This is a genomic window from Cryobacterium sp. TMT2-14 (genome assembly GCF_004402465.1).
Lineage (GTDB): Bacteria > Actinomycetota > Actinomycetes > Actinomycetales > Microbacteriaceae > Cryobacterium > Cryobacterium sandaracinum.
On record NZ_SOFV01000014.1, the window covers coordinates 28,316 to 53,654 of the forward strand.

Genomic DNA, 25,339 nt, shown 5'->3' on the forward strand with positions numbered 1-25,339 from the left:
AAACACCCAGGTGCTGCAGGAACAGCTTCTGTACCGAAAACGATCAGATAAGGAACCGGTTCCACACCACAAGGTACGGTACGCCGGGCCGAATCGCAAGACCAGATTTGTCACGGAATGGCAAAGATCGCACTCCCGCCACGACACCTTCGAAAGTTCGTCCCGCGGGACGTGTCGCATTCCGGCGGATATAATGGAACCGGTTCCAGCGGGCCTGCCAGAGCTGTACAGTGTTGGAAACGGGTCCAAGGGCGGAGGCTGGAATGAGCGCAATTGCGGATGTCGCACGCCTCGCCGGCGTCGCGAAGGCCACAGCCTCCCGTGCCCTGAGCGGTCGTGGCTATGTGTCGGAGCAGACCCGGATCAAGGTCATCGCTGCAGCCAGGGAGATTGGTTACGTCGCTTCACCCAACGCGGCCAGCCTCGTCACCGGCCGAACCAAGAGCATCGGCGTGATCATCCCGTTCATCAGCCGCTGGTTTTTCTCCGAGGTTCTGGAGAGCATGGAACAGGCGCTGCTGGACAAGGGGTACGACATGACCCTCTACAACCTGCCGGCACCCTCACCCGAACGGGAGAGGGTCTTCGAGTACTTCCTCGCGCGCAAACGCTTCGACGGAGTGATCTCGGTCGGTGTGGCGCTCAGCGATGAGGAGGTCACCCTGCTGCACCGTCTGGGCCGCCCGCTGGTCGGAATCGGCGGACCCATCCGCGGCGTGGACACGATCGCCATCGACGACGTTGCCGCGGCCCGGCTCGCCACCGAGCACCTGCTCAGCCTGGGGCACACGGACATCGTGCACATCGGCGGCAGCAAAGAAGACGAGATGGACTTCCAGGTGCACAGCAACCGGCTCACCGGTTTCTACGCCGCCATGAGCGCCGCCGGCCTGCCCACCGAACGCTCGGGCCTGTTCTACGCCTGCGAGTTCACGATGCCGGGCGGCTACGAGGTGGGCCTCGCCGTGTTCGGCGACCCGCGCACCCGCCCCACCGCGGTCTTCGCCGCGAGCGACGAGATCGCGATCGGTTTGATCGTCGCCGCCAGGGAACTGGGCATCCAGGTGCCGGCCGACCTGTCCGTGATCGGGATCGACGGACATCCGTATGCCGATATGTTCCGTCTGACCACCCTCGAGCAGCACCCGCGCACACAGGGCCGGCTCGCGGTGCAGGCCCTCCTGACGGAATTGGAGAACCCCACTCAGCACGGCGACGAGGATCACCTGACCCGGCTGCCCACGAACCTGGTCATCCGCTCGAGCACCAGCGGCCCACGGCTCACCCACGGGGGCTGACACCGTGCGTCGGGCCTGACGGAACGGGCATAACGACAGAAGGCGCCGCATCCGATGGATGCGACGCCTTCTCTGTGTGGACGGCTTGCGCCGTCACGCCTCTACGAGAAGCAGAGAACCCGTCGCGGCGCCCCGACTACTTGAGGACGGCGGTGGCGCCGGCAGCTTCGAGAGCAGCCTTGCCCTTTTCAGCGGCTTCCTTGGAAACGCCTTCGAGGACGGCCTTCGGCGCGCCATCGACGACGGCCTTGGCCTCGCCGAGGCCCAGGCTGGTGAGCTCGCGCACAACCTTGATGACCTGGATCTTCTTGTCGCCGACAGCCTCGAGGATGACGTCGAAAGCGGACTGCTCTTCGACCTCTTCAACGGGGGCGGCGGGACCGGCAGCGCCGGCAGCGGCGACCGGTGCAGCGGCGGTGACCTCGAAGGTCTCCTCGAACGCCTTGACGAACTCGGAGAGTTCGATGAGGGTGAGGCCCTTGAACTGTTCGAGCAATTCCTCGGTGGAAAGCTTTGCCATGATTTTTCTCCCTATAGTTTCTTAGTTACTCACCGCGATGCCAGGCAGATGCCTAGTTCGCGGACTCCTGCTTCTCACGCAGCGCGTCGATGGTGCGAACAGCCTTCGACAGCGGTGCGTTGAACAGATATGCGGCTCCGAACAGCGAGGCCTTGAATGCGCCGGCCAGCTTGGCCAGCAGCACTTCGCGGGACTCGAGGTCGGCGAGCTTGCCTACCTCTGCGGCGGTGAGCGGGTTACCGTCGAAGTAACCACCCTTCACTACCAGGAGAGGGTTTGCCTTGGTGAAGGCACGCAGGGTCTTCGCAACGGCGACAGGGTCTCCGTGAACGAATGCGATTGCGGACGGACCGACAAGCTCGTCGTCAAACGACGTGATGCCGGCGTTGTTCGCCGCAATCTTGGTCAGCGTGTTCTTCACCACGGCGTACGTGGCGTCCGCACTGATGGAAACGCGCAGCGACTTGAGCTGCGCAACAGTGAGACCGCGGTACTCGGTGAGCAGAACGGCGGTCGAGCTCTGGAATTTCTCCGTAAGCTCGGCGACCGTTGCTTCCTTGTTCGCCATGGCGCTCCTCTTGGTTTCATGTGCCGGTAGCCCGGGGAGCAGACACGAAAAAAGCTCCGGCGCAGGCGCCGGAGCTGGGAACGCATTCCGAAAGAATGCAGTCTGACTTCGAATCCTGCGCGGGCCGTTCACGTGAATGAACCTTCGATTGCCAGTGCATTTCTACACGGCAATAACCGGCGGTCTTTGGCTTTCTCCAACGATACGGGATGGTGGAGGCCGGTGCAAATCGGCATCCGTTCACTGCATCCCCGAACCCGCCTCCCGCTGCCCGCTGCCCGCCTGCGACTCCTGAACCCGACCCTGAACCAATTCGACGGAGATTTTGCCCGAAATGGCCGGTTTCGGGTTCAAAACCTTGTTCTGGAGCAAAATCTCCGTCGAATTCGCATGGCGAACCGGGCAGACCACGCACCGGCACGGGACGGGGTCAGGCGAGCGCGACGGGGAGGGAGACGCGGAAACACGTGAAACCGGGGCGGCTCTCGACCTCGATCTCGCCCTGGTGCGCGGCCACGACCGCGTGGGCGATGGCCAGGCCGAGGCCCGTGCTGCCCGTTCCCCGGTAGCGCGTGCTGTCGCCGCGGGCGAAACGCTCGAACAGTGTGGCCCGGAGGTTCTCGGGGACGCCGGGGCCGTCATCCGTCACTGTCAGGATAACGCGGTCGTTCTGGCGTGCGAGGGCCACGTCGACCGTGGTCTCGGGGGGCGTGTGGATACGCGCGTTGGCGAGCAGGTTGGCGAACACCTGGTGCAGCCGCGCGGCATCACCGACGATTTCCACCGGCTCGTCGGGCAGCTCCAGGCCCAGCACCCGTCCCGGGCCGGCGGCGTGGGCGTCGCTGACGACGTCCACGATCAGGCTGGTCAGGTCGACCGGGCTGCTGACCAGCTCCCGGCCTTCGTCGAGACGGGCGAGGAGCAGCAGGTCTTCGACCAGGCCGGTCATCCGCACCGATTCCGACTCGATCCGCCCCAGGGAATGCAGCGCGTCCGGCGGCAGTTCCTGGTCGGAGCGGCGGGTGAGTTCGGCGTAGCCGCGGATCGACGCCAGCGGCGTGCGCAGCTCGTGGCTGGCGTCGGCGACGAACTGGCGCACCTTGCGCTCACTGGCCTGACGTGTTTCGAGCGCCACGTCCACGTGGTCGAGCATGCGGTTCAGCGCCGATCCCACCCGGCCGACCTCGGTGCGGGGGTCGGTGTCGGCGGCCGGTACCCGGTCGACGAGCGAGACCTCCCCACGGTCCAGGGGGAGCTCGGACACCCGCGCCGCCGTCTCGGTCACGCGCACCAACGGGCGCAGGGCGAGCCGCACGATCCAGGTGGCCAGAATCGCGACGATGAGGATGCCGACCAGGGAGACCACCGCAATGATGATGCCCAACTGGGTGACCGTGTTCTGCACCCCGGAGAGCGGCAGGCCCACCAGGTAAAGGGTGCCGTTGCGGGTCGTGTCGGCCCTGACCCGGTAGCTGCCGGCGTCTTCGCCGAGATGCACCGTCACCGCGGTCGATTCCCGCATCTGTTCGGCCAGCAACTGCACCTGCTCACCGGTCAGCTTGGCGATCTCGCCGCTCTCCTCCTCCGTGTAGCCGGCCGTGACGGTCGAGCCGTCGTAGACCAGGGCCAGCGTTCCAGGCTGCTGGGCCGGACCGGACAGAATCATCTGCGCCGTCGGTGTGAAGAGTGCCCCGTTGCCGCCCTCGTCGTCCGCATCCCGGCGCACGTCGATCACGGCGCCTGACCGGTCCGACGCGCTTTGCAGCTGCTGGTCGAGGCCGTCGATCAGGGAGGCACGGAGAATGGCGACGCTGACCATCCCGATACCAATACTGACCAGGGCGAGGAGGCCGACGACGGCGAGCACCAGCCGCCGGCGCAGGGTCCACGGCGCGCGTCGCCGGCGAGCGCCCGGCTCGCGGGGAGAATTCGGGGTCACGAAGCGGTCTTCAACATATAGCCGGCGCCGCGCACCGTGTGGATCATCGGCACGCGGCCGGCGTCGACCTTCTTGCGCAGATAGGAGATGTAGATCTCGACGACGGAGGACTTGCCGCCGAAGTCATAGCTCCACACCCGGTCGAGGATCTGGGCCTTGCTGAGCACCCGCCGGGGGTTGCGCATCAGGAAGCGCAACAGTTCGAATTCGGTGGCGGTCAGCTCGATCGCGTCTCCCCCGCGGAACACCTCGTAGCTGTCCTCGTCGAGGGTGAGGTCGCCGACCGAAATGCGGGGATCCAGGGAGTCGGCCACGGTGAGGGTGGACCGGCGGATGAGCCCGCGGAGCCGGGCGACGACCTCTTCAAGGCTGAACGGTTTGGTGACGTAGTCGTCGCCGCCGGCCGTCAGCCCCTTGAGCCGGTCGTCGAGGGAGTCCTTGGCCGTGAGGAAGAGCACGGGCGTCTCGTGGCCGTCCGACCGCACGCGTTGCAACACCTGCAGGCCGTCGAGGTCGGGCAGCATGATGTCGAGCACGATCGCATCCGGCCGGAATTCGCGGGCGATCGTGAGCGCCTGACGCCCCTCGCCGGCCGTGCGCACCTCCCAGCCCTCATAGCGCAGCGCCATCTGGAGCAGATCGGTCAGCGTGGGTTCGTCGTCGACCACGAGCACCCGGATGGCGCTGCCGTCCGCCCTGGTCAGGCGCGGTGCGCGGACCACTCGCTCGTTCTCGCTAGTGCTCATGATTACCAGTATCCGAGTGTTGGCTATGAATCGGCTATGCGCAGTCTTGGTCTCTGCTGTGACGCGAAACCGTCATCCGTCCGCTGTCGCCCCGCAGCCATAGCGCGACGGCTGATGCCGCCCGGCGTGGGCAGGCCCGGCGAACAGGCACAATGGAACAGTGACGAACCAGCTGCTCTCCCTGTTCGATGAGGAGGTGCATCCGTCGCCCGTCGATGCCCGGCCGGTGGCGCCCCTGGTCGCCGCGGCGCACCTCCGGCGCATCGTTGCCGATTCCACCGACCGGGTGACCTGGCTGCGGGCCCGCGCCCAGGGGATCACGGCCACGGATGTCGCCAAGCTCGCCACCCCGAAATCGCTGCAGACCGCCGTCTACGACAAGCTCAACGGCAGCAGCTTCAACGGCAACAGCTTCACGGACCACGGGCGCGCCCGGGAGCCCGAGATCGCGGCCTGGGTGCTCGGCCGCTACGGCATCGAGCCCAGCACGGCCCTGTTCCACGCGGCCCACCACCGGCGGCACCTGGCCACCCCCGACGGCGTCGGCACCGGTTCAGGCCAGGGTGCCGGCGGCCTTGAACTGGCCGAGATCAAGACGACGAGCAAGGCCTGGCGCAGCATCCCGCGCTCGTACTTGCGTCAGGTGTGGTGGCAGCAGTACGTGCTCGGCGCCGAACGCACCCTGCTCGTCTGGGAACAGCACCAGGACTTCGTCCCCGTGAATGCCGAGCCCGAGTGCCGGTGGATCGACCGTGACGAAGACCAGATCGCGATCCTGGTGGGGTACGCCAACAACCTGATCGCCCTGCTCAACCAGCAGACCACCTCGGGTCCACCGCCCGCGCAGGCCTGACCGGTCGTCCACCGGTCGTCCACCGGTTTCGCAGCGCGCGGATGCCCGCGGGAAAGCCGCTTGCCGGGTGTCGCAGGCGGCTTTCCCCTCGGCGTCACGCCACTACTGATTGAGCAAGTTCGCGCCGCTTCGGGTGCGGTACGACTTTTTCAGATGAGCCGGGCGGAGTGCTGAGTACTGGCTCGGTGGGGGGATGATCCGAACCCAAGAGAGACCGGATGCGGGAAACCAGGGACTCTTCCACACACCGGGGTCGGTCCCCCTTTATGTGGACAGACTATGCGCCTGGCCCCCCTTCCAGCCAGACCTCGCCGCCACCAGATTCGGCCTCTTGCACCCCCAATTCGAGGGACACCGGGATGTGCCGGTTTGTCCCGGTTGTGCCCCGGCGGCGCGCAACCCACGAGAGAATGGGCAGATGGGAAACGCCACGAATCACTCACCGACCATGCGCGCCCTCGTGATCGACCGCCCCGGCCCGGCCGACGAGCTGCACCTGGCCGAGGTGGACGCCCCGATCGCGATTTTCGATGAACTCCTCGTGCGGGTCGTCGCCGCCGGAGTCAACCCGATCGATGCCAAAACCAGGGCCGGCGGCGGCGTCACGAAGGCCATCCGCGGCTACCCGACCGTGCTCGGACTCGATTTCAGCGGCGTCGTGGTCAGCGCGCCCTACGAGGCGTTCCCGCTGCAGCCCGGCGACGCGGTCTTCGGCATCGCCCGCGTGCCCCGCACCCCCGGCAGCTACGCCGAGCTGGTGACCGTCTCCAGCCTGAACGTCACCCGCAAGCCCGTGCAACTCAGCCACGTCGAGGCGGCCGCTGTACCGGTAGCGGCGCTCACCGCGTGGGGCATGGTCGTGGACCTGGCCGCGGCGGCTCCCGGGCAACGGATGCTCATTCACGCCGGCAGCGGCGGGGTCGGCCATTTCGCCGTGCAGTTTGCCAAGGCCTTCGGCGCCCACGTGACCGCGACCGGGTCGACCCGCAACCTTGATTTCCTGCGAGAGCTCGGCGCCGACGTCGTCATCGACCACACCCAGACCCGGTTCGACGAGGTGCTCTCCGGGCTGGACGCGGTGATCGACCTGGTCGGCAATGTTCACGACAACACCGGCACTCGGTCGCTCGGCGTGCTGCGCCCCGGCGGAATCCTGGTGAACGCGCCGACCGGAAGCTGGCCGACCATGGCGGAGGAGGCCGCGGCCGCGGGCATCCGTGCCACCGGATTCAAAGTGGCGCCCTCCGGGCACACCCTCGACGTCATCACCGAACTCATCGACGACGGCGCCGTGCGGGTGCACGTGGACCGGGTGTTCCCCCTCGCAGACGGCGCGGCGGCGCACCGCCTGATCGAGGAGGGACACACACGCGGCAAGATCGTGCTGCGGGTGACGGATGACCCGACCGGCTCCTCTGCGGACTCCGGCTCCGACTCTGCCGGGCCTCGCTCGTGAGCGGCGACGGCCCGTCCCTCGTCTGGTTCCGCGACGACCTGCGCCTCGCGGACAACCCGGCCCTGCAGGCCGCGCTCGAACGCGGCAAGCCGATCGTGGCCGTGTACGTGCTGGACGAGGAGTCCCCTGCGGTCCGGCCGCTCGGTGGCGCGGCCCGGTGGTGGCTTCACGGGAGCGTGACAGCGCTGGCCGACTCGCTGGAACGCCTGGGCGGCCGGTTGACGCTGCGCCGGGGGCCGGCCGAGGACATGATCATGGCGCTCGCGGCATCCGTCGGCGCCGACGCCGTATTCTGGAACCGTCGCTACGGCGCCGCCGAGCGCGAGGTGGACACCCGGATCAAGTCGGGCCTCACCGCGGCCGGAACGGAGGCCCGCAGCTTTGCCGGCGCTCTCCTGTTCGAGCCATGGACGATCCAGACCGGCCAGGGGGGCACCTACTCGGTGTTCACCCCCTTCTGGCGGGCGTGCACGGCCGGCCCGCCGCCGCGCGCACCCTACCCCGCACCCGAGTCGATCCCCGGCTTCCCCGGAGAGATCCCCTCCGACGCGCTCGCCGGCTGGGGCCTCCTGCCGACCCGGCCCGACTGGGCGGCCGGGCTGCGGGGCGCCTGGCAGCCCGGCGAGGACTCCGCTCACCGCCTGCTCGAGACCTTCCTGAGCGAGTCCCTCACTCGGTACGGCGACGAGCGCGACGAGCCGGCCCAGGCGGTCACCTCGCGTCTGTCGCCGCACCTGCGCTGGGGCGAGATCAGTCCATTCCAGATCTGGCATGCAACCGAGCGGGCCAGGATCGGCCTCACCGGGCCCGCCCAGGCCAGTGCGACCCGATTCCTTACCGAGATCGGCTGGCGGGAGTTCAGCTACCACGTGCTGTTCACCAACCCCACCCTCGCCACCGTCAACCTGCGGCCCGAATTCGACGCTTTCCCCTGGCCGAAACTTGACCAGCGCGTGCTCGAAGCCTGGCAGCGCGGCCGCACCGGGATCTCGCTCGTCGACGCCGGCATGCGAGAACTCTGGCGCACCGGCAGCATGCACAATCGAGTGCGCATGGTGACGGCATCGTTCCTGATCAAGAACCTGCTGATCGACTGGCGGCTCGGAGAGCAGTGGTTCTGGGACACCCTCGTCGACGCCGACGCCGCGAGCAACCCGTTCGGCTGGCAGTGGGTGGCCGGGTCCGGCGCCGACGCCGCCCCCTTCTTTCGGGTCTTCAACCCGGAGCTGCAGGCGAAGAAGTTCGATCCAAACGCGGAGTACATCCGTCAGAACGTGCCGGAATACGGCACGGATGCCTACCCGGCCCCGATCGTCGACCTCGGCGAGACGAGACGGGCGGCCCTCGCCGCCTACGAACAGATCAAGGGGATGAAGGAGCAGTCGATCGCGGCCCGCGCGGCCGGGGCGGAGGGCACCGGTTAGAGCGCCCGCTCCAGCACGAAGTCGTCCTCGTACCGTTCGCCCACCAGGAAGCGCTTCTCGCCGACCGTGACGAACCCGTTCTTCTCGTAGAAGCGAATGGCCCGCGCGTTCTCCTGGTTCACGCCCAGCCAGCTGCCGGCCGCGCCCCGCGCCCGGGCGGCGTCCAGGGTCGCGTTCATCAGGGCCGCCGCCACCCCGCGGCCGTGCGTCTCGGCGCGCAGGTAGCACTTGCTCAGTTCCGCCGTGGGTCGGATCGTGGCCGCCGCCCGCGCATCGTCATCGGCCGGCTCTGCGAATACGAGCATCGTGTAGCCGAGCATGACCCCGGCCGCCCCGGCCGCCCCGGCCTCCCCGGCCACTTCGGCCACGAGAATCAGCCGGTCCGGGTCGGCCAGGTAGGCGTCGAAGTTGCCCTCCGCGAGCACGTCACGCAGGAACGCGGCGATGGCCTCGGCCGAGGTGTGTGGCGGGCAGGCGAGCGCGAAGGTGGCGACGGCCAGCTCGGCCAGCGCCGCGGCATCCGTCGCCGTCGCCGTGCGAATCTCGATCACCGATCCAGCTTATCGACGCCCCCACCATCCCACCACTGCATGCGAGAGCGCGCACGATGCCCCCTCAGTAGTGCTGAACGGGCTGAGTGCGCGCTTTCGCGGCCAAGGGCTACAGGTAGCGGGCGTACGCTCCCACGGTGAGGAACGTCGGGAACTCGGGCTCGAGCGCGCATGCCCGGAACACCTCGAGCGCGTCGTCGAACCGGTCTCCGGGCGTGCGCTCGAGTGCCTCGTACACGTCGACGAGCTGTTCCTCGACCCAGGTTCCGTCGATCCGGATGCCCTCGGCGGTGATCGAGCCCAGGTGGATCCACTGCCAGATCTGTGAGCGGGAGATTTCCGCGGTCGCGGCGTCCTCCATCAGGTTGTCGATGGCCGCCGCGCCGACGCCGCGCAGCCAGGACTCGATGTAGCGCAACCCGATCGTGAGGTTGTCGTGAACGCCGGCCTCGGTGATCTGCCCGCCGACGGACTCCACGTCGAGCAGCTGGGCGGCCGTGACGCTCACCTCGACGCGGGTGCGGTGCAGCTGGTTCGGCTGGTCGCCGAGCACGCGGTCGAACTCGGCTTGGGCCGTCGGGATGAGGTCCGGGTGCGCCACCCAGGTGCCGTCGAAGCCGTCGGTGGCCTCGCGCTTCTTATCGGCGGCCACCGCCTCGAGGGCACGCCGGGTCACCTCCGGGTCGCTCCGGTTCGGGATGAACGCGCTCATTCCGCCGACGGCATACGCACCGCGCCGGTGGCAGGTCGACACCAGCAGCTCGGTGTAGGCGCGCATGAAGGGCACGGTCATCGTGATCTGCTTGCGGTCGGGGAAGACGAACCGGCTCCCGCGGGTGCGGAACGTCTTGATGATGCTGAAGATGTAGTCCCAACGTCCGGCGTTCAGGCCTGCGCAATGGTCACGCAGCTCGTAGAGGATCTCCTCCATCTCGAAGGCGGCCTGGATCGTCTCGATCAACACGGTGGCCCGGATGGTGCCGTACTCGATGCCGAGGCGGTCCTCCGAGTGACTGAAGATATCGTCCCAGAGACGGGCCTCGACGTGGCTCTCGAGCTTCGGCAGGTAGAAGTACGGTCCGCTGCCGCCCTCGATCAGGTGCTGCGCGTTGTGGAAGAAGTACAGCCCGAAGTCGACGAGGCTGCCGGACGCGTTCGTCCGGCGGTTCGCGCGGTCGACGAACGTCAGGTTCTTCTCCACCAGCTGCCAGCCGCGCGGGCGCATCACGATGGTGGGCGTGGCGCCGGTGGCGTCGCCGGTGACGGCGTATTGCTTGCCCTCCGGGCTGGTGAAGCTCAGCTGACCGCGCACCTGGTCGAACAGGGTCAGCTGGCCCTCGACGACGTTCGCCCAGGTGGGGCTGGTGGCGTCTTCCTGGTCGGCCAGCCAGACCTTCGCGCCCGAGTTCAGCGCGTTGATGGCCATCTTGCGGTCGGTCGGTCCGGTGATCTCCACCCGGCGGTCGACCAGCCCGGGACCCGCACCGGCAGCCGTCCAGGTGAGGTCACGACGGATGTGCGCGGTCTCGGTGAGGAATCCCGGGTCGCGCCCATTGGAGGCATCCACGCGCTTGCGCAGTCGAGTCGCCAGCAAGTCCTGCCGCGTACCGGCGAACCGGTCGTGCAGCTCGGCCAGGAATACCAGCGCCTCCGGCGTGAGGATCTCCTCATAGCGCGGACCGAGATCGCCGGTGATCTCGAGGTGCGGTTCGATGGTGGCAAAACTGCCGGTGTTCGTGGTCAGACTGGCGGCCTGGACCTGGTCGGATGTCGCCAGGGGCGGGGTGTTCATGGGCTGAGCTCCTTCGGAAGTTGAACGGGGAGGGCTGCGTGACTGGCGCCGCCTGGGGAAAGCGCCATTGCTTGCCTGATTTCCACTGTGGACCAGGGGACCCGGTCACGCCGTCGCCGGCATAACAGAAGAACAGCATTTCTTCTGGCTACGAGAAGTTATCCCCGGAGTATGTGAGCATGGGGCATGGTCACCGTCGATCCCGCCTTCCGCTCCTCCCTGTCCGCGGCTCCTCCCGAGGAGGCAGGGCTCGATGCGCTCACCCTGGGGCGGCGCATCCGTGAACTGCGCACGAACCGGCGCATGACTCTGGACGCCCTTGCGGCCGCCATCGACCGGGCACCCTCTCAGGTGTCGATGATCGAGAACGGCAAGCGCGAGCCGCGCCTGTCGATGCTGCGCACCATCGCGACCGCGCTCGGCACCACGGTCGACGACCTGTTGAAAACGGATGCCCCATCCGAGCGGGCGGCGCTGGAAATCGCCGTCGAGCGCGCTCAGCGGGGCCCCGTGTTTACCGCCCTCGGACTGCCGCATATCCGCGTTGGCCGGGGAACGAGCGACGAAACATTGCAGACACTGCTCAGCCTGCACAACGAGATCCTGCGCCTGCACCGGGAGCGGGCGGCGACCCCGGAGGAGGCCCGGCGAGCGAACGTGGAGCTGCGAGCCACCATGCGGGCCCGGGACAATTACTTCCCCGAGCTCGAGGCACAGGCGCAGCGCCTGCTCGCCGCGGTCGGCCACACCGGCGGGCCGGTTTCCCACCAGGTGGTGGCCGACATGGCGACCCATCTCGGCTACTCGCTGCACTACGTGGGCGACCTTCCGAACTCGACCCGCTCGGTGACGGACAAGCGCAACCGGCGCATCTACCTGCCCACCGAGCAGTCGGCGTCCCGCGACTCCCGCTCCCCCATTCTGCAAGCGTTCGCCACCCTGCTCTGCGAACACGAGGAGCCCGGAAACTATGCGGAATTTCTGTCTCAGCGGGTGGAGACCAACTATCTGACCGCGGCCATCCTGCTGCCCGAAAAAGACACCGTGAAACTCCTCACCGAGGCGAAGAACCTGCGACGTATCTCGATGGAGGATCTGCGGGACGCCTTCGCGGTGTCCTATGAGACGGCGGCGCACCGGTTCACGAACCTCGCCACCGCGCGGCTCGACGTCCCGGTGCACTTCATGAAGGTGCACGAGTCCGGCACCATGATCAAGGCGTACGAAAACGATTCGGTGCGCTTCCCGAGCGACGCGCTCGGCGCGGTCGAGGGCTCGACGGTCTGCCGCAACTGGACCGCGCGCACCGTCTTCCACGTCGCCGACCGGTTCAGCCCCTGGTACCAGTACACCGACACCCCGAGCGGTACCTTCTGGTGCACCTCGCGCATCGAGAAGGCCAAAGAGGGCGACTACTCCGTCAGTGTGGGCGTGCCGTTCACGCACGTGAAGTGGTTCCGTGGCCGCGAAACCAACAACCGGGCCGTGTCCACCTGTCCCGACGAGTCGTGCTGCCGCCGCGCGCCCGAGGAGCTCTCGGAGCGCTGGTCCGGGCAGTCCTGGCCGGCCGCGCGCACGCCCACCAGCCTGCTCGCGGCCCTGCCCACGGGCACCTTTCCCGGCGTCGACCAGACCGAGGTGTTCCAGTTTCTGGAGTCGCACGCGCCGGTGAGATGAGAGCGGGGCGGGCACATGGCCGACGGGGACCGCGCCTGAGATGATGAACGAGTAGCAGAGCCGCGCCGAACAAAGGACGATCCGTGGGCACGACCATTTTCGAGCGGGCCAGGCCCGCCGCATCCGTCATCGCGGGCGCCCTCGCCGACACCCGCTCCGCGCCGTTCTGGCTGGACGACGTGTCTCCGCAGACCGGCTACCCGACCCTCACGGCCGACCTCGACTGTGATCTCGCCATCGTCGGCGGCGGCTACCTCGGACTCTGGACCGCCGTGCTCGCTCAGCAGGAGAACCCGGGCGCTCGCGTGGTGCTGCTCGAAGCGCGCACGATCGGCTGGGCTGCGTCGGGCCGCAACGGCGGTTTCTGCGAGGCCAGCCTGACCCACGGCGAGGAGAACGGCCGACGCCGCTGGCCGACGGAGATCGACCGGCTCACCGAACTCGGCCTCAAGAACCTCGACGAGATCGAGCGGGCCGTCACCGAGCTCGGGCTGAAGTGCGACTTCGAGCGCACCGGCGCCATCGACCTGGCCGTCGAGGAGCACCAGGTCGACTGGCTGCGCGAGGAACCGACCGGAACCGACAGCGTGTTCCTGGATGCCGCGGCCCTGCGCGCCGAGGTCGGCTCCCCCACGTACCTGGCCGGCATCTGGCACAAGCGAAGCAACGCGCTCGTGCACCCGGGTCGGCTGGCTACCGAGCTCGCCCGGGTCGCCACCGAACTTGGGGTCGAGATCTTCGAACACACCCCGGTGAAGAACCTGGACACGCAGGGACTCACTCCGGCGCAGGGCACCCGGCTCCGCACCGAGTCGGGTGTGGTGCGGGCGACGAAGACCGCGCTGGCGACCAACGTGTTCCCTTCGCTGCTGGCCCGCAACCGCCTGTCCACGGTGCCGGTCTACGATTACGTGCTGATGACCGAGCCGCTGTCGCCCGATCAGCTCACCGCCATCGGCTGGCAGAAGCGGCAGGGACTGAGCGATCTGGCCAACCAGTTCCACTACTACCGGTTGAGCGCAGACAACCGCATACTCTTCGGCGGCTACGACGCGATCTACCACTACGGAGCCCGAGTGCGGAGCGGCTATGAGAACCGGCCGGAAAGCTTCCAACAATTGGCCGGCCACTTCTTCACCACATTTCCGCAGCTGGCCGGGCTGCGTTTCAGCCACCAGTGGGCCGGCGCCATCGACACGTCGACCCAGTTCTGCGCGTTCTATGGCACGGCCCGCGGCGGACGGATCAGCTACGCCGCCGGGTTCACCGGTCTAGGCGTGGCCGCGACGCACTTCGCGGCGAAGGTCATGCTCGACCAACTGGCGGAGCGCAGGACCGAGCGCACGCAGCTGGAGATGGTGCGCGGGCGGCCACTCCCGTTCCCACCGGAGCCCCTCGCTTCGATGGGCATCCAGACCACGCGCTGGTCACTCGACCGCGCCGACCACAACCGAGGCCGCCGCAACATCATCCTGAAGACGCTCGACGCGCTGGGCCTCGGCTTCGACTCGTAGGGCTCGATAGCGCTCGGGGCGCTCAGCGCGCTCGGAACCCTGGCAGCGTCCGCGGCCCGAACGAATTCGACGGAGATTTGGCTCAAAACGGTTTAAACCACGTTGGGAGAGCGCTCCATCCTCAAAATCTCCGTCGAATTGGTTCGACGGGCGGGGTGGGTGAGCCACGGCATCCGTGGGTCCGAGGCAACGGATGCCGCGGCGCGGCTCAGGCCTCCCCGGTTCAGGTCGGGACGGCGCTGATCAGGAGATAGCGGTCGCCGATGACCTCAAAGGCCGTGCTGGTGGCCTCCTGCACGATGTCCATCTGATTCGACAGGTCGTTCAGGAGGTCCATGATCGGCCGGTATTCCAGCTGGCTGCGGATCTGACCCAGCACCCGTTGCGACCCTCGGTCACACCGACGCGGTCGGTGTGCGGTTCCATCTCGCGCAGGCATTGTTCCGCCCGCGAGATGAACAAGGCCACCGACCGCGGAAACAGCCGGCCTCGTAGGCCCCCGACGGAGCGCCGGATGGTCGTCCCCGAAGGCCCGCTGGCCTCGGTCAACGACCGGGTTGGCCAGCAACCGTGCGGTCATGTCTCCCTGCTCCAGGCTGCAGAAGTGCCGCGCCTCGCCGCGGCTGACGCCGGACTCGACCGTGGGCCGCTCCTCCTGCTCGATCACGCGGGGCACCGCGGCCAGCGGGACGGGCCGTGAGCGAGGTGAGCTCGGGGAACATCTCATCCCCGGCCCGGGGCGCGCCCCGTCCAGCGCGTCCAGCCACTCAGCCCGCAAGACGACGTGCGCGGTCTGCAGATTACCGAGAGCACCCAGACGGGTGCCCCGGTGCTGGCCACGGGCATCTCCCTCTCGGTGGCGCGGGGTGAGGTCATCGGCCTGGTCGGTGTCACCGGTTCCGGGGCACGCGAGATCGCTCTGGCCATCCCGGGCCGGCTGCCCGAACCGGCGGTGATCGCGGCCGGCTCCATCCTGATCGACGGTATCGAGCTCGTCCGGGCATCGCGGCGCGCCCTCAACCGGTTGCGCGACACGAAAATCTCTCTCACTTCCCCTGCCGCGCCGACGGGCCTGGCCCCGGACCAGGTCATCGGCCGCTTGCTCGCCCGAACCCTGCGCCGGACAGGGGGTCTGTCCCGAACGGATGCCGCTCGGCGTGCGTTGGAACTCCTCGAGAAGGTCGGGCTGCCGGATCCGCAGGCGACGTCGCTGGTGGTTCCGACCCAGCTCGAACCGACCGCGCTGCTCCAGGTGACGATCGCGGCCGCGCTCTCACAGCCCCCGGACGTCCTGATCCTGGACGAGCCGACGCGCGCCGTCGAGGCTGCGGGCGAGCCCTCCGCACTGGTGCTCTGCCGCGGGTTCCTCCAGGAGTTCGGACTGTCGATCATCGTGGTCTCCCGGAACCTCGGCCTGGCGGCCGCCATCTGCGACCGAGTGGCGGTCGTGGAGGCGGGACGGGTCGTCGAGCAGGCTTCGGCGGCCGAGATCCTCGCTTCACCGCGGCATCCGCACACCCACAGCCTGCTCGAGGCGGCCCGCTACGCGCGCGGCTGACCGGTTCCGGTTAGGCCGGTTCCGTCCCCGATCCGGACCGACCCGACGACACCGCGTTGCGCGCTGCGAGAATGTGCGAGCGCATGGCGACCTCGGCCCAGAGTGCGTCTCCCGACCATAGCGCCGTGAGGATGTCGCGGTGGTGGTGGTTGCTGCCGGCCCGGAAGACGGCGGCGTCGCGGCGGAAGAGCGAGGCCATCATCGGGGCGCGGCCGACGGACGCGGCCAGGGCCATCAGCTGGGTGACGCCCGACGCGGCCACGATGATGCGGTGGAATTCGGCGTTGAGCACGCCCAGCCGGCCGATGCCCTCGGCGTCGGTTGCGCGCACGAACTCCTCCATGGCGTCAATCAGGATGGCCAGCCGGTCGAGGTCGGCCGGCTCGATCCGCGCCGCCGCGAGGCCCGCCGCCCTGCTCTCGAGAGCCGCGCGAAGAAAATACGTCTCGCAGATCTGCTCGGTGGTCCATTCCACGACCGTGGCACCCCGGTTCGGCACGAACTCCACCAGGCCGGCCTCGTCGAGCCGGCGCAGCGCCTCGCGCACGGGGGTGCGGCTGACGCCGAGTTCCTGGGCCAGCGCCGTCTCCCGCAGCGTGGCCCTGGCGGGCAATTCCCCCGAGAGGATGCGCGCACGCAGGTTCGCGAACACGGTCTGTCCCCCCGTCACCCCCACTGTGCTCCTCCCCCGTCGATCGGACTGACGGCCAATCTGCTTGCCACTATGTCACATCGCGGCCTCAGGAGAACGCGTTCAGGCCGGTCAGGGCCCGCCCGAGCACGAGCTGGTGGATTTCGTCGGTGCCCTCATAGGTGCGCACCGATTCCAGGTTCGCCAGGTGGCGCATCACTGGGAATTCGCTGGTAATGCCGTCGCCGCCGAGGATGACGCGGGCCTCGCGGGCGATCTGGATCGCCTCGCGCACGCTGTTGAGCTTGCCGATGCTGATCTGGGTGGGGGTCAGCGTGCCGCGCTCCTTGAGCCGACCGAGGTGCAGGGCCAGCAGCACCCCCTTCTCGTATTCCACGAGCATGTCGGCGAGCTTGGCCTGGATCAACTGGGTGGCCCCGATCGGTTTGCCGAACACCTCACGGGTCTTCGCGCGCAGGATGGCGGCGTCGAGGCAGCTGCGGGCGGCGCCCATGGCCCCCCAGACGATGCCGAAGCGCGCCTCGTTGAGGCAGCCGAACGGCCCGGACAGCCCAGCGGCACCGGGCAGGATCGCATCGAATGGCACCTGCACGGCGTCCAGGTGCACGTCGCACTGGATCGACGCACGCATCGAAAGCTTCTTGCCGATGGGGATGGCGGTGAAACCGATACTGTCGGTCGGAACCAGGAAGCCGCGCACACCGGCATCCGTTTGGGCCCAGACGATCGCGACGTCGGCGATGCTGGCCAGGCCGATCCAGCGTTTGGCACCCTCGATCACCCAGCCGTCGGCGCCCCGGGTGGCGGTGGTCGCCATCGCGGCCGGGTCGCTGCCGCCGGTCGGTTCGGTCAACGCGAAGCAGCCCACGAGCTGGCCGGCGGCCATGCCCGGCAGCCAGCGCTGCTTCTGCTCCGCAGACCCATACTTGTGGATGGCCGACATCGCCAGCGAGCCCTGCACCGAGACGAAAGTGCGCCAGCCGCTGTCAGCGGCCTCCAGCTCGAGGCAGACCAGCCCGTAGCTCACCGCCCCCGCGCCGGCGCAGCCGTACCCGGTGAGGTGCATGCCGAGGAACCCGGCCGCCCCGAGTTCAGGGATCAGCTCGGCCCGGAAGTGCTTCTCCTCGAAGTCGTCCTCGATGGTCGGCAGGATGCGGTTGGTCGCGAAAGCGCGCGCCGCGCGCGCCCAGACGATCTCCTCCGGCTCGAGCAGGGCATCGAGGTCGAAGACGGTGTCGACCAGCGGGCTGGGCACAAGCGGGGTGGGGCGGCCTGCGGCGGTCACGAGAGTCCTTTGGGGGTCGGCGGAACACGATAGAGATCTGTGGCTGGTACGGGGGCTGGTACGGGGGCTCGCCCTGGGGCAGCGGTCGGGGACGGGGCGAGCCAGTCGGCGCCCTCGTGCTCGCCTAGCCGCGGCGGGCACAGGCGGTAGGCGGCCGGGCGGCCGGCGAGGTGGATGGGGTTGGCAACCTGGCGGCTGGTGCGGCCGGCCGCACCCAGTTCCACCACCGGGTCGAGCCCCAGCGCGGCGGCGAAGGCGAACGCCTCGTCGAGGGTGTTGACCTGGCCGGCCGGCACACCGGCATCGGTCAGAACGCCCACCCAGTGCGCCGCGGGCTCGGGCCGGAGCCGGTCCTCAATCAACTTTTTCAGCACCGTGCGGTGCCGCACCCGGTCAGCGTTACCGCGGAACCGGTCGTCGTCGGCCAAGGCGGGAGCCCCGAGCAGTCGCACCAGGGTGCGGAACTGGCGATCGTTGCCCACCGCGATCACCAGCGGCCGGTCGGCGGCGTCGAACAGCTCGTACGGCGCGATGCTCGGGTGCGCATTGCCCATCCGGGTCGGTGACTGCCCGGTCGCGAGGGTGCCCGCGGCCTGGTTGGTCAGGGCGGAGAGCAGGGTGGTCAGCAGGTCCACCTCCACCCGGTGGCCGGCGGTCCCGCTCGCGTCGGTCGCGTCACGCGCACGCAGGGCGAGTAGGACGCCGCTGACCGCGTTGAGCCCGGAGAGCACGTCCACGAGGGCCACCCCCACTTTGCTCGGCTCTTCGTCTGGGCGACCGGTGACGCTCATCAGCCCGCCGACAGCCTGTACGAGCAGGTCGTAGCCGGGCAGGCGGGCGCCGGCCCCCGCGCCGAAGCCCGTGATCGAGCAGTAGACCAAGCTCGGATTGACGGCCCGCAGCTGCTCGAAGCCCAGAGCAAACCGGTCCATCACGCCGGGCCGGAAGTTCTCCACCACGACGTCGGCGGTCTCGGCGAGTCGCCGGGCCACGGCCAGTCCCGCATCGGTGCCGAGGTCGCAGACGACGCTGCGCTTGTTGCGGTTCACCGACCCGAAGTAGGTGGAGTCCCCCTGCGCGTCGACCGGCGGCAGCCACTGCCGGGTGTCGTCGCCGGCCGGGCTCTCGATCTTGATCACGTCAGCGCCGAAGTCGGCCAGCATCATGGTGGCGTAGGGGCCGGCCAGTACCCGGGAGAAATCCGCGACCCGAAGGCCCGCCAACGGCTGCCCGGTTGCGTCCTGCGGCACGACCACCTCTGTCCCCGTCGACTCGGACCACAGGACTCCGCCAGTGGCCGCTTTAACTCCGATCCTACCGGGCGGGTCGTGACCCGGAGGCAGGAACTGCAAACGGGAACTCTCGGTGAAAGTTGAATCCATCGGTTCCGTGCGTTTGCGCGCGCACAGCACTATGGTGAGCACATTCTCGCTCTCCGGCTCGATCGGAAAGGTTCCCATGTCATCACACGCGTCATCCCAGAGGAAAGGGCTCGGCGACGCCGAGCACCTCGAGGCCCTCGGCTACGAAGACACCTTCCATCGTTCGATGTCGCTCTGGGGCAATTTCGCCCTTGGCTTCACCTACCTCTCGCCGCTCGTCGGCGTCTACTCGCTGTTCGCCCTGGCCCTGAGCACGGGCGGGCCACCCTCGATCTTCTGGCTGGTGATCGTGGGCACCGGCCAGCTGCTGGTGGCACTGGTCTTCGGCGAGGTGGTGTCCCAATACCCGATCGCGGGTGGTATCTACCCGTGGACACGTCGTCTCTGGGGCAAGAGGTACGCATGGATGACCGCCTGGGTCTACGTCTGGGCGATGCTCGTCACAATCACCGCCGTCGCGGAATTCGGCAGCGGGTTCCTCGCCAGCCTGATCAACGCGCCCGTCACCAAAGAGGTCACGCTCGGGCTCTCGGTGCTCTTTCTCGTCGTGGCCTTCGCGTTCAACTTCTCCGGCACAAAGATGCTGGCCCGCGCGGCCCGGATCGGACTCGCGGCCGAATTGATCGGCGTGATCGGTCTCGGCCTCTACCTACTCCTTTTCCAGCGCAAGCAGGAGTTCAGCGTCTTCTTCGACACCCTGGGCGTCGAGGGTGACGGCAGTTACGCCACCGCGTTCCTCGGGGCCGCGCTTGCCGGACTGTTCCTGTTCTACGGCTTCGAAGCCTGCGGCGACGTGGCCGAGGAGGTGCCCGACCCGGCCAGAGGTATCCCCCGGGCCATGATCCTCACCATCCTGGTCGGCGGCGTCTCCGCCCTGTTCTCGTTCGGCGGGTACGTCCTGGCCGCGCCGGACCTGCAGGCCGTGGTCGACGGGACAGACATCGACCCGATCCCCGCGATCCTGGACGCGACCCTCGGCACGGTCGGTGCCACGCTGTTCCTCATAGTGGCGATCACGGCCTTCCTGTCCTGCGTGCTCAGCCTGCAGGCCGCGGCCAGCCGCCTGATCTTCTCTTTCGCACGAGACGGGATGGTCCCCGGCAAGACCTGGCTGGGCCAGGTGTCCCCGCGCACGGCAGTGCCGGTCAACGCACTGATCGTCGCGTCCACGATCCCGCTGTTGCTCTGCGTTGTGATCTACCTGGGCGGCAGCACGATCCTGACCCAGATCACGGCCTTCGCGGTGCTCGGCATCTATGTCGCGTTCCAGGCCGTGGTTCTGGCCGCGCTGCGCCAGCGTTTCAAGGGGTGGCGTCCGGCCGGGCCGTTCAGCCTGGGACCTCTCGGGTTCATCGTAAACATCATCGCCCTGGCCTACGGGATCTCCGCCATGATCCTGCTGGCGCGCCCGGGCACGACCGGGGTGTTCCTCGACGACTGGATCGTGCTGATCGGTTTGGCTGTAGTGATGGGCAGCGGCCTGCTCTACCTCTTCATCGCGAAGCCGCACACCACCTCGCACCAGCCGGAGGGCGACGCGATCGCGGTCGCCGCGATGCTCCGCGCGCACCCGCAGAACACCGATCGGGACGACCCCGCACGCAGAGACGCACGCCCCACGATGGCCAGCGAGTGAGCATCCGTTAACGAGGGAAGGGCCCAGTCTTTCGACGGGCCCTTCCTGGTGCAGCCGGGCTGCGGTGGAACTGACTAGATGCTGTTCACATCGAGAGCGATGCCGGGGCCGAACGTGGTCGAAACGGCACCCTTCATGATGTAACGGCCCTTGGAGGAGCTGGGCTTGAGGCGGACGATCTCCTCGAGAGCGGCGCTGATGTTCTCATTCAGCTGCTCGGCGGTGAAGGACACCTTGCCGACGACGAACTGCACGTTGGCGTGCTTGTCGACGCGGAACGCGATCTTTCCGCCCTTGATGTCGGACACGGCGCGCGCGACGTCAGGCGTCACGGTTCCGGTCTTCGGGTTCGGCATGAGGCCGCGCGGGCCGAGAACCTTACCGAGACGACCGACCTTGCCCATGAGCTCCGGGGTCGAGACGGCGGAGTCGAACGAGGTGTAGCCGGCGGCCACCTTCTCGATGAGCTCGTCGCCACCGACCTCGTCGGCACCGGCAGCGATTGCCGCTTCGGCCGCGGGGCCCGTTGCGAAGACGATGACGCGGGCGGTGCGACCGGTGCCGTGAGGAAGAATCACGGTACCGCGAACCATCTGGTCAGCCTTGCGAGGGTCGACGCCGAGCTTGAGGGCGACCTCGACGGTCGAGTTGAAGTTCGCGGAGCCGGTCTCCCGGGCCAGAGTGACGGCCTCGGTCGGGGTGTAGAGCTTGTCTGCGTCGATCTTCTCGGCCGCGGCCCGGTAGGCCTTTGACTTCTGTGCCATGTTGAATCTCCTGTAAAACGAAATTGAGAGTGTGGTGCGAGCCTGGCTGGCTCTTCCACGTACTGCTGGTGGCGGGATGCCTGGGGGAGGTGGTTAGGCCTCGACCGTGATGCCCATGGAGCGGGCGGTGCCGGCGATGATCTTCGACGCTGCGTCGAGGTCGTTCGCGTTGAGGTCAACCATCTTGGCCTCGGCGATCTCGCGGACCTGGGCCTGGGTGAGCTTCGCAACCTTGACGGTGTGCGGGGTTCCACTGCCCTTGGCGACGCCGGCCGCCTTCTTGATGAGCTCCGCCGCCGGCGGAGTCTTCAGGATGAAAGTGAATGAACGGTCGTCGTAGACGGTGATTTCCACCGGGATGACGTTGCCGCGCTGGGATTCCGTCTGAGCGTTGTACGCCTTGCAGAATTCCATGATGTTGACGCCGTGCTGACCCAGCGCCGGCCCGATGGGCGGTGCGGGGTTGGCGGCGCCGGCCTTGATCTGAAGCTTGATCAGACCGGTTACCTTCTTCTTCGGTGCCATTGTTCTTCCTTACTTTGTAATGACGAGCAGCCAGGGGCCGCTCTCCCGGTGGCCCGGACGGGCCCCGGTGAACTTGAATCCGTGGGGAGGGTGTTCAGTCCCTTTAGAGCTTGGTGACCTGGTCGAAGCTGAGCTCGACCGGGGTTTCGCGCTCGAAGAGGGAAACCAGCACGATGAGCTTGCCGCTTTCCGCCTTGATCTCGCTGATCGATCCGGGCAGACCCGCGAACGAGCCTTCCTTGATCGTGATCGTCTCGCCGATCTCGTAGTCGATCTCGGCCGGGAGGGCGCGGGTCGGGACCTTGCCGCCGTGTCCGCCGGTCTTGGCGGTGGGGACGTCCTGGATCTCGACGAGGCTCTTCAGCATGCCGAAGGCTTCCTCGAAGCGAAGCGGCGTGGGGTTGTGCGCGTTGCCGACGAATCCGGTGACGCCGGGCGTGTGACGCACCACGGACCAGCTGTCTTCGTTGAGGTCCATGCGAACGAGCACGTAGCCGGGGATGCGCACGCGGGTGACCATCTTGCGCTGGCCGTTCTTGATCTCGACGACGTCTTCCATCGGAACCTCGACCTGGTAGATGAAATCTTCCATGGCCATCGACTGCTTGCGGTTCTCGATGTTCGACTTCACGCGGCGTTCGAAGCCGGCATAGGAATGAATGACGAACCACTTGCCGGGCTGGAAGCGCAGTTCCTTGCGGAATTCTTCGTAGGGGTCTTCGGGGGTCTCGTCCTCGGCGGGCTCGGCATCGACATCCGTTGCCTCTTCAGCCTCGACTGCCACTTCGTCTTCGTCTTCCACGGCCTCGACGGCGGCCTCGGCCTCGTCGTCGGAATCGATGTCGAGGGCCTCGTCGACGAGAGCGTCGGCGTCGGGGTCAGCGGGCTCGGCCAACGCGTCGAGCGCGGCGTCGAGGTTGACTTCGACGCCCATGCTCGGATCGAACACGTGCACGGCGACCTGCTCGGCAGCCTCTACGGAGTCTTCTTCAGCGGCGAGGGTGTTGCCCTCCTGCGCCTCGTCCTCGGTGGAGGACTGCTCGGCGGCGGTGGCCCAGTCGACATCGTCGTGATTCGTGTCAGTCACTAAATTTCAATCCTTTTCTATTGCGTGGGCACGAAACCGTGACCCAAACAGCGTTTGCCCTGAATTCTGCAGTGACTCTTCTTGATTGATGCGTGGCTGCGGCCGCTGGGAGCGGATGCGGCACCGGAAGCTGCCTACCCGCCCGGCGTTCCGAACACGTACGTGACGGCGAGCGCGAACATCCAGTCGAAGGCGGAAACGATGGCCATCATGATGACAACGAATACCAGCACCACACCCGTGTAGCTGAGGAGTTCTTTGCGGGTGGGGGTGACGACCTTGCGGAGCTCCGCCATGACCTGCTTGATGAACAGGGACATCCGAGCGAAAGGACCGCGCTTGGAATCGAGCGCAAGTTTCGCGTTTGCGACGATTTCCTCACTGGGTTCGTCGACAACTTTTCGGGCCACCTGATTACACCTTTCATGTGCCGACGGAATGCCACCGACTTGCAGGGCGGACAGGACTCGAACCTGCAACCTGCGGTTTTGGAGACCGCTGCTCTACCAATTGAGCCACCACCCTATGGAACGAAATTCAAACTACCTCGTAGCACTCGGACCCCGGAACGAACCGACAAGCGGGCGCAAAAAAGATTGGCAGAATTGAATTACCTCGTCGAGTCTAGGTCACCCGGGGGCCACTGTAAAGCCGAGACAGCCCCAGCAGAACGAGGCAGCCCCGTATGCTCGAAGCGTGGCCCACGAATCCAAGCGCATCTCTACCCGAATCGGCTCCATTGCGGAGTCCGCGACCCTCAAGGTGGACGGCAAGGCGAAGGCCCTGCAGGCCGCCGGCCGGCCGGTCATCAGTTTCGCCGCGGGCGAGCCTGATTTCCCCACCCCGGAGCACATCGTCGAAGCCGCCCTACTGGCGGTCCGCGACCCGAAGAACCACCGGTACACTCCGGCGGCCGGGCTGCCCGACCTGCGCGAGGCCATTGCGGCCAAAACGCTCCGTGACAGCGGCCTGGCGATCTCACCCAGCCAGGTGGTCGTCACCAACGGCGGCAAGCAGGCCGTCTACCAAGCTTTCGCCACGCTGCTCGACCCGGGCGATGAGGTGCTCGTGCCCACGCCGTACTGGACCACCTACCCGGAGTCGATCCGGCTGGCCGGCGGCGTGCAGGTCGACGTCTTCGCCGGCAGTGACCAGAGCTACCTCGTCACCGTCGAGCAGCTCGAGGCGGCGCGCACGCCGCGCACCAAGGTGCTGCTGTTCGTGTCGCCGTCCAACCCCACCGGAGCCGTCTACTCCCCCGAGCAGACGAAGGCCATCGGCGAGTGGGCCGAGGAACACGGCCTCTGGATCGTCAGCGACGAGATCTACCAGAACCTCACGTATGACGGCGTGCGTGCGATCTCGATCGTCGAGGCCGTCCCCGCGCTGGCCGACCGCACCATCCTGGTCAACGGCGTCGCCAAGACCTACGCGATGACCGGCTGGCGGCTCGGCTGGATGGTCGGCCCGCAGGACGCGATGAAGGCCGCCGCCAACCTGCAGTCGCACCTGTCGTCGAACGTGTCGAACATCTCCCAGCGCGCCGGGATCGCCGCACTCAACGGCCCTCAGGATGCCGCGATCGCCATGCGGGATGCCTTCGACCGTCGCCGACAGGTCATCGTCGCCGAGCTGAACACGATCCCCGGCATCGTCACGCCGACGCCGCAGGGGGCGTTCTACGTCTACCCCGACGTCACCGGCCTGCTCGGACGCACCTGGGGCGGCGTCACCCCGACCACCTCCCTGGAGCTGGCCGATCTTATCCTGGACCAGGCCGAGGTGGCCGTCGTGCCCGGCGAGGCGTTCGGCCCCAGCGGCTACCTGCGCTTCTCCTACGCGCTCGGCGACGCGGCCCTGCTCGAGGGCGTGCAGCGCCTCCAGCGGCTGTTCGCCTAGCGCAGCGCGCCAAGCGGCTCGCCGATGAACCGACAGCTTGGGGGGTCAGGGGCACTTCTGCTCCCCCCTTCCTGTCGGTTCGGCCGGGGCTGTGGACAATCTCCGGCACCCTGTCCACGCTCGAGCGCCGCACCGCCATCCTGCGACGGATACCACCCGGCGCCTTCCTCAGTCATCACACCGCCGCCCTGATCGTCGGCATTCCGCTGCCGC

Annotated in this window: 24 protein-coding genes and 1 tRNA gene; 10 read left to right on the forward strand and 15 right to left on the reverse strand. The window is 67.7% G+C overall.

What is annotated here, in order from left to right; all coding sequences use genetic code 11:
• Positions 1-263 precede the first annotated feature (263 nt).
• Positions 264-1,298, forward strand: a complete 1,035-nt coding sequence (locus tag E3O28_RS05640) for a LacI family DNA-binding transcriptional regulator (RefSeq protein ID WP_104100773.1) — start codon at positions 264-266, stop codon at positions 1,296-1,298.
• Positions 1,299-1,434: 136 nt separating this feature from the next.
• Here E3O28_RS05640 and rplL read toward each other — a convergent pair whose 3' ends face one another.
• From rplL to E3O28_RS05660, 4 genes are all read right to left on the reverse strand, one after another.
• A complete protein-coding gene (gene rplL / locus E3O28_RS05645; protein ID WP_104100772.1) occupies positions 1,435-1,818 on the reverse strand; it encodes a 50S ribosomal protein L7/L12 in 384 nt (127 codons plus the stop codon).
• A gap of 52 nt (positions 1,819-1,870) precedes the next feature.
• Positions 1,871-2,386, reverse strand: a complete 516-nt coding sequence (gene rplJ / locus E3O28_RS05650) for a 50S ribosomal protein L10 (RefSeq protein ID WP_104100771.1) — start codon at positions 2,384-2,386, stop codon at positions 1,871-1,873.
• 430 nt (positions 2,387-2,816) lie between these two features.
• The gene (locus E3O28_RS05655; protein ID WP_241973026.1) at positions 2,817-4,325 is read right to left on the reverse strand and encodes a HAMP domain-containing sensor histidine kinase; all 1,509 of its coding nucleotides are present in this window, start codon (positions 4,323-4,325) and stop codon (positions 2,817-2,819) included.
• Positions 4,322-5,071, reverse strand: coding sequence for a response regulator transcription factor (locus tag E3O28_RS05660; protein ID WP_104100770.1), 750 nt, complete (start codon positions 5,069-5,071; stop codon positions 4,322-4,324). Before E3O28_RS05660 ends, E3O28_RS05655 begins: the two co-directional genes overlap by 4 nt.
• Before the next feature lie 235 nt (positions 5,072-5,306).
• On the opposite strand from E3O28_RS05660, the gene E3O28_RS05665 reads away from it, so the two are divergent.
• The 3 genes from E3O28_RS05665 to E3O28_RS05675 all read left to right on the forward strand — a co-directional run bounded on the left by E3O28_RS05665 (position 5,307) and on the right by E3O28_RS05675 (position 8,804).
• A complete protein-coding gene (locus tag E3O28_RS05665; protein ID WP_233191382.1) occupies positions 5,307-5,924 on the forward strand; it encodes a YqaJ viral recombinase family protein in 618 nt (205 codons plus the stop codon).
• 418 nt (positions 5,925-6,342) lie between these two features.
• Positions 6,343-7,380 carry an NADP-dependent oxidoreductase gene (locus tag E3O28_RS05670; protein ID WP_241973027.1) on the forward strand — a complete coding sequence of 346 codons (1,038 nt, stop codon included), beginning with the start codon at positions 6,343-6,345 and terminating at the stop codon, positions 7,378-7,380.
• Positions 7,377-8,804, forward strand: a complete 1,428-nt coding sequence (locus tag E3O28_RS05675) for a deoxyribodipyrimidine photo-lyase (protein ID WP_134342290.1) — start codon at positions 7,377-7,379, stop codon at positions 8,802-8,804. Before E3O28_RS05670 ends, E3O28_RS05675 begins: the two co-directional genes overlap by 4 nt.
• On the opposite strand, the gene E3O28_RS05680 is transcribed toward E3O28_RS05675, so the two are convergent.
• Both E3O28_RS05680 and aceB read right to left on the reverse strand, forming a co-directional pair.
• Positions 8,801-9,355, reverse strand: coding sequence for a GNAT family N-acetyltransferase (locus E3O28_RS05680; RefSeq protein ID WP_134415391.1), 555 nt, complete (start codon positions 9,353-9,355; stop codon positions 8,801-8,803). The genes E3O28_RS05675 and E3O28_RS05680 overlap by 4 nt on opposite strands.
• Before the next feature lie 109 nt (positions 9,356-9,464).
• Positions 9,465-11,147: a malate synthase A gene (gene aceB / locus E3O28_RS05685; protein ID WP_134415392.1), complete on the reverse strand. Its 1,683-nt coding sequence runs from the start codon at positions 11,145-11,147 to the stop codon at positions 9,465-9,467.
• A gap of 186 nt (positions 11,148-11,333) precedes the next feature.
• Between aceB and E3O28_RS05690 the strand changes: the two genes are divergently transcribed.
• Together E3O28_RS05690 and E3O28_RS05695 are read left to right on the forward strand one after the other, a co-directional pair.
• Positions 11,334-12,824 (forward strand): helix-turn-helix transcriptional regulator, encoded by a 1,491-nt coding sequence (locus E3O28_RS05690; RefSeq protein WP_134415393.1) that lies wholly within the window; start codon positions 11,334-11,336, stop codon positions 12,822-12,824.
• 83 nt (positions 12,825-12,907) lie between these two features.
• Entirely contained in the window at positions 12,908-14,338 is a 1,431-nt protein-coding gene (locus tag E3O28_RS05695; protein WP_134415394.1) for an FAD-dependent oxidoreductase, read from the forward strand.
• A gap of 223 nt (positions 14,339-14,561) precedes the next feature.
• Here the strand turns inward: E3O28_RS05695 and E3O28_RS16255 are convergent, their stop codons facing one another.
• Complete coding sequence (locus tag E3O28_RS16255) at positions 14,562-14,717, reverse strand: hypothetical protein (protein WP_166784755.1); 156 nt, start codon at positions 14,715-14,717, stop codon at positions 14,562-14,564.
• Positions 14,718-14,852: 135 nt separating this feature from the next.
• On the opposite strand from E3O28_RS16255, the gene E3O28_RS05700 reads away from it, so the two are divergent.
• A complete protein-coding gene (locus tag E3O28_RS05700) occupies positions 14,853-15,038 on the forward strand; it encodes a hypothetical protein (protein WP_134401025.1) in 186 nt (61 codons plus the stop codon).
• Positions 15,039-15,122: 84 nt separating this feature from the next.
• Positions 15,123-15,896, forward strand: a complete 774-nt coding sequence (locus tag E3O28_RS05705; protein ID WP_134415395.1) for an ATP-binding cassette domain-containing protein — start codon at positions 15,123-15,125, stop codon at positions 15,894-15,896.
• 10 nt (positions 15,897-15,906) lie between these two features.
• On the opposite strand, the gene E3O28_RS05710 is transcribed toward E3O28_RS05705, so the two are convergent.
• From E3O28_RS05710 to E3O28_RS05720, 3 genes are all read right to left on the reverse strand, one after another.
• Entirely contained in the window at positions 15,907-16,566 is a 660-nt protein-coding gene (locus E3O28_RS05710) for a GntR family transcriptional regulator (RefSeq protein WP_134415396.1), read from the reverse strand.
• A 70-nt stretch (positions 16,567-16,636) separates the two neighbouring features.
• Positions 16,637-17,833 carry an acyl-CoA dehydrogenase family protein gene (locus tag E3O28_RS05715; protein WP_233191377.1) on the reverse strand — a complete coding sequence of 399 codons (1,197 nt, stop codon included), beginning with the start codon at positions 17,831-17,833 and terminating at the stop codon, positions 16,637-16,639.
• The gene (locus tag E3O28_RS05720; protein WP_255409031.1) at positions 17,830-19,083 is read right to left on the reverse strand and encodes a CoA transferase; all 1,254 of its coding nucleotides are present in this window, start codon (positions 19,081-19,083) and stop codon (positions 17,830-17,832) included. Before E3O28_RS05720 ends, E3O28_RS05715 begins: the two co-directional genes overlap by 4 nt.
• Before the next feature lie 208 nt (positions 19,084-19,291).
• Between E3O28_RS05720 and E3O28_RS05725 the strand changes: the two genes are divergently transcribed.
• Complete coding sequence (locus E3O28_RS05725) at positions 19,292-20,851, forward strand: amino acid permease (RefSeq protein ID WP_104100760.1); 1,560 nt, start codon at positions 19,292-19,294, stop codon at positions 20,849-20,851.
• Between the two features lie 74 nt (positions 20,852-20,925).
• Here the strand turns inward: E3O28_RS05725 and rplA are convergent, their stop codons facing one another.
• The 5 genes from rplA to E3O28_RS05750 form a co-directional block, all read right to left on the reverse strand.
• The gene (gene rplA, locus E3O28_RS05730; protein ID WP_104100759.1) at positions 20,926-21,615 is read right to left on the reverse strand and encodes a 50S ribosomal protein L1; all 690 of its coding nucleotides are present in this window, start codon (positions 21,613-21,615) and stop codon (positions 20,926-20,928) included.
• Between the two features lie 93 nt (positions 21,616-21,708).
• Entirely contained in the window at positions 21,709-22,140 is a 432-nt protein-coding gene (rplK, locus tag E3O28_RS05735; RefSeq protein ID WP_104100758.1) for a 50S ribosomal protein L11, read from the reverse strand.
• 103 nt (positions 22,141-22,243) lie between these two features.
• Positions 22,244-23,227: a transcription termination/antitermination protein NusG gene (gene nusG, locus E3O28_RS05740; RefSeq protein ID WP_104100757.1), complete on the reverse strand. Its 984-nt coding sequence runs from the start codon at positions 23,225-23,227 to the stop codon at positions 22,244-22,246.
• A gap of 134 nt (positions 23,228-23,361) precedes the next feature.
• Positions 23,362-23,637, reverse strand: a complete 276-nt coding sequence (gene secE / locus E3O28_RS05745; RefSeq protein WP_104100756.1) for a preprotein translocase subunit SecE — start codon at positions 23,635-23,637, stop codon at positions 23,362-23,364.
• A 42-nt stretch (positions 23,638-23,679) separates the two neighbouring features.
• A tRNA-Trp gene (locus tag E3O28_RS05750) sits at positions 23,680-23,752 on the reverse strand.
• Between the two features lie 171 nt (positions 23,753-23,923).
• Between E3O28_RS05750 and E3O28_RS05755 the strand changes: the two genes are divergently transcribed.
• Positions 23,924-25,126 (forward strand): pyridoxal phosphate-dependent aminotransferase, encoded by a 1,203-nt coding sequence (locus tag E3O28_RS05755; protein WP_104170384.1) that lies wholly within the window; start codon positions 23,924-23,926, stop codon positions 25,124-25,126.
• The last annotated feature ends 213 nt before the right edge of the window (positions 25,127-25,339 follow it).

Coding starts and splice junctions, on each gene's coding strand:
- E3O28_RS05640 (WP_104100773.1), top strand. CDS start 264: ATGAGCGCAATTGCGGATGTCGCACGCCTCGCCGGCGTCGCGAAGGCC.
- rplL (WP_104100772.1), bottom strand. CDS start 1,818: ATGGCAAAGCTTTCCACCGAGGAATTGCTCGAACAGTTCAAGGGCCTC.
- rplJ (WP_104100771.1), bottom strand. CDS start 2,386: ATGGCGAACAAGGAAGCAACGGTCGCCGAGCTTACGGAGAAATTCCAG.
- E3O28_RS05660 (WP_104100770.1), bottom strand. CDS start 5,071: ATGAGCACTAGCGAGAACGAGCGAGTGGTCCGCGCACCGCGCCTGACC.
- E3O28_RS05670 (WP_241973027.1), top strand. CDS start 6,343: ATGGGAAACGCCACGAATCACTCACCGACCATGCGCGCCCTCGTGATC.
- aceB (WP_134415392.1), bottom strand. CDS start 11,147: ATGAACACCCCGCCCCTGGCGACATCCGACCAGGTCCAGGCCGCCAGT.
- E3O28_RS05690 (WP_134415393.1), top strand. CDS start 11,334: ATGGTCACCGTCGATCCCGCCTTCCGCTCCTCCCTGTCCGCGGCTCCT.
- E3O28_RS05700 (WP_134401025.1), top strand. CDS start 14,853: ATGGTCGTCCCCGAAGGCCCGCTGGCCTCGGTCAACGACCGGGTTGGC.
- E3O28_RS05725 (WP_104100760.1), top strand. CDS start 19,292: ATGTCATCACACGCGTCATCCCAGAGGAAAGGGCTCGGCGACGCCGAG.
- rplA (WP_104100759.1), bottom strand. CDS start 21,615: ATGGCACAGAAGTCAAAGGCCTACCGGGCCGCGGCCGAGAAGATCGAC.
- rplK (WP_104100758.1), bottom strand. CDS start 22,140: ATGGCACCGAAGAAGAAGGTAACCGGTCTGATCAAGCTTCAGATCAAG.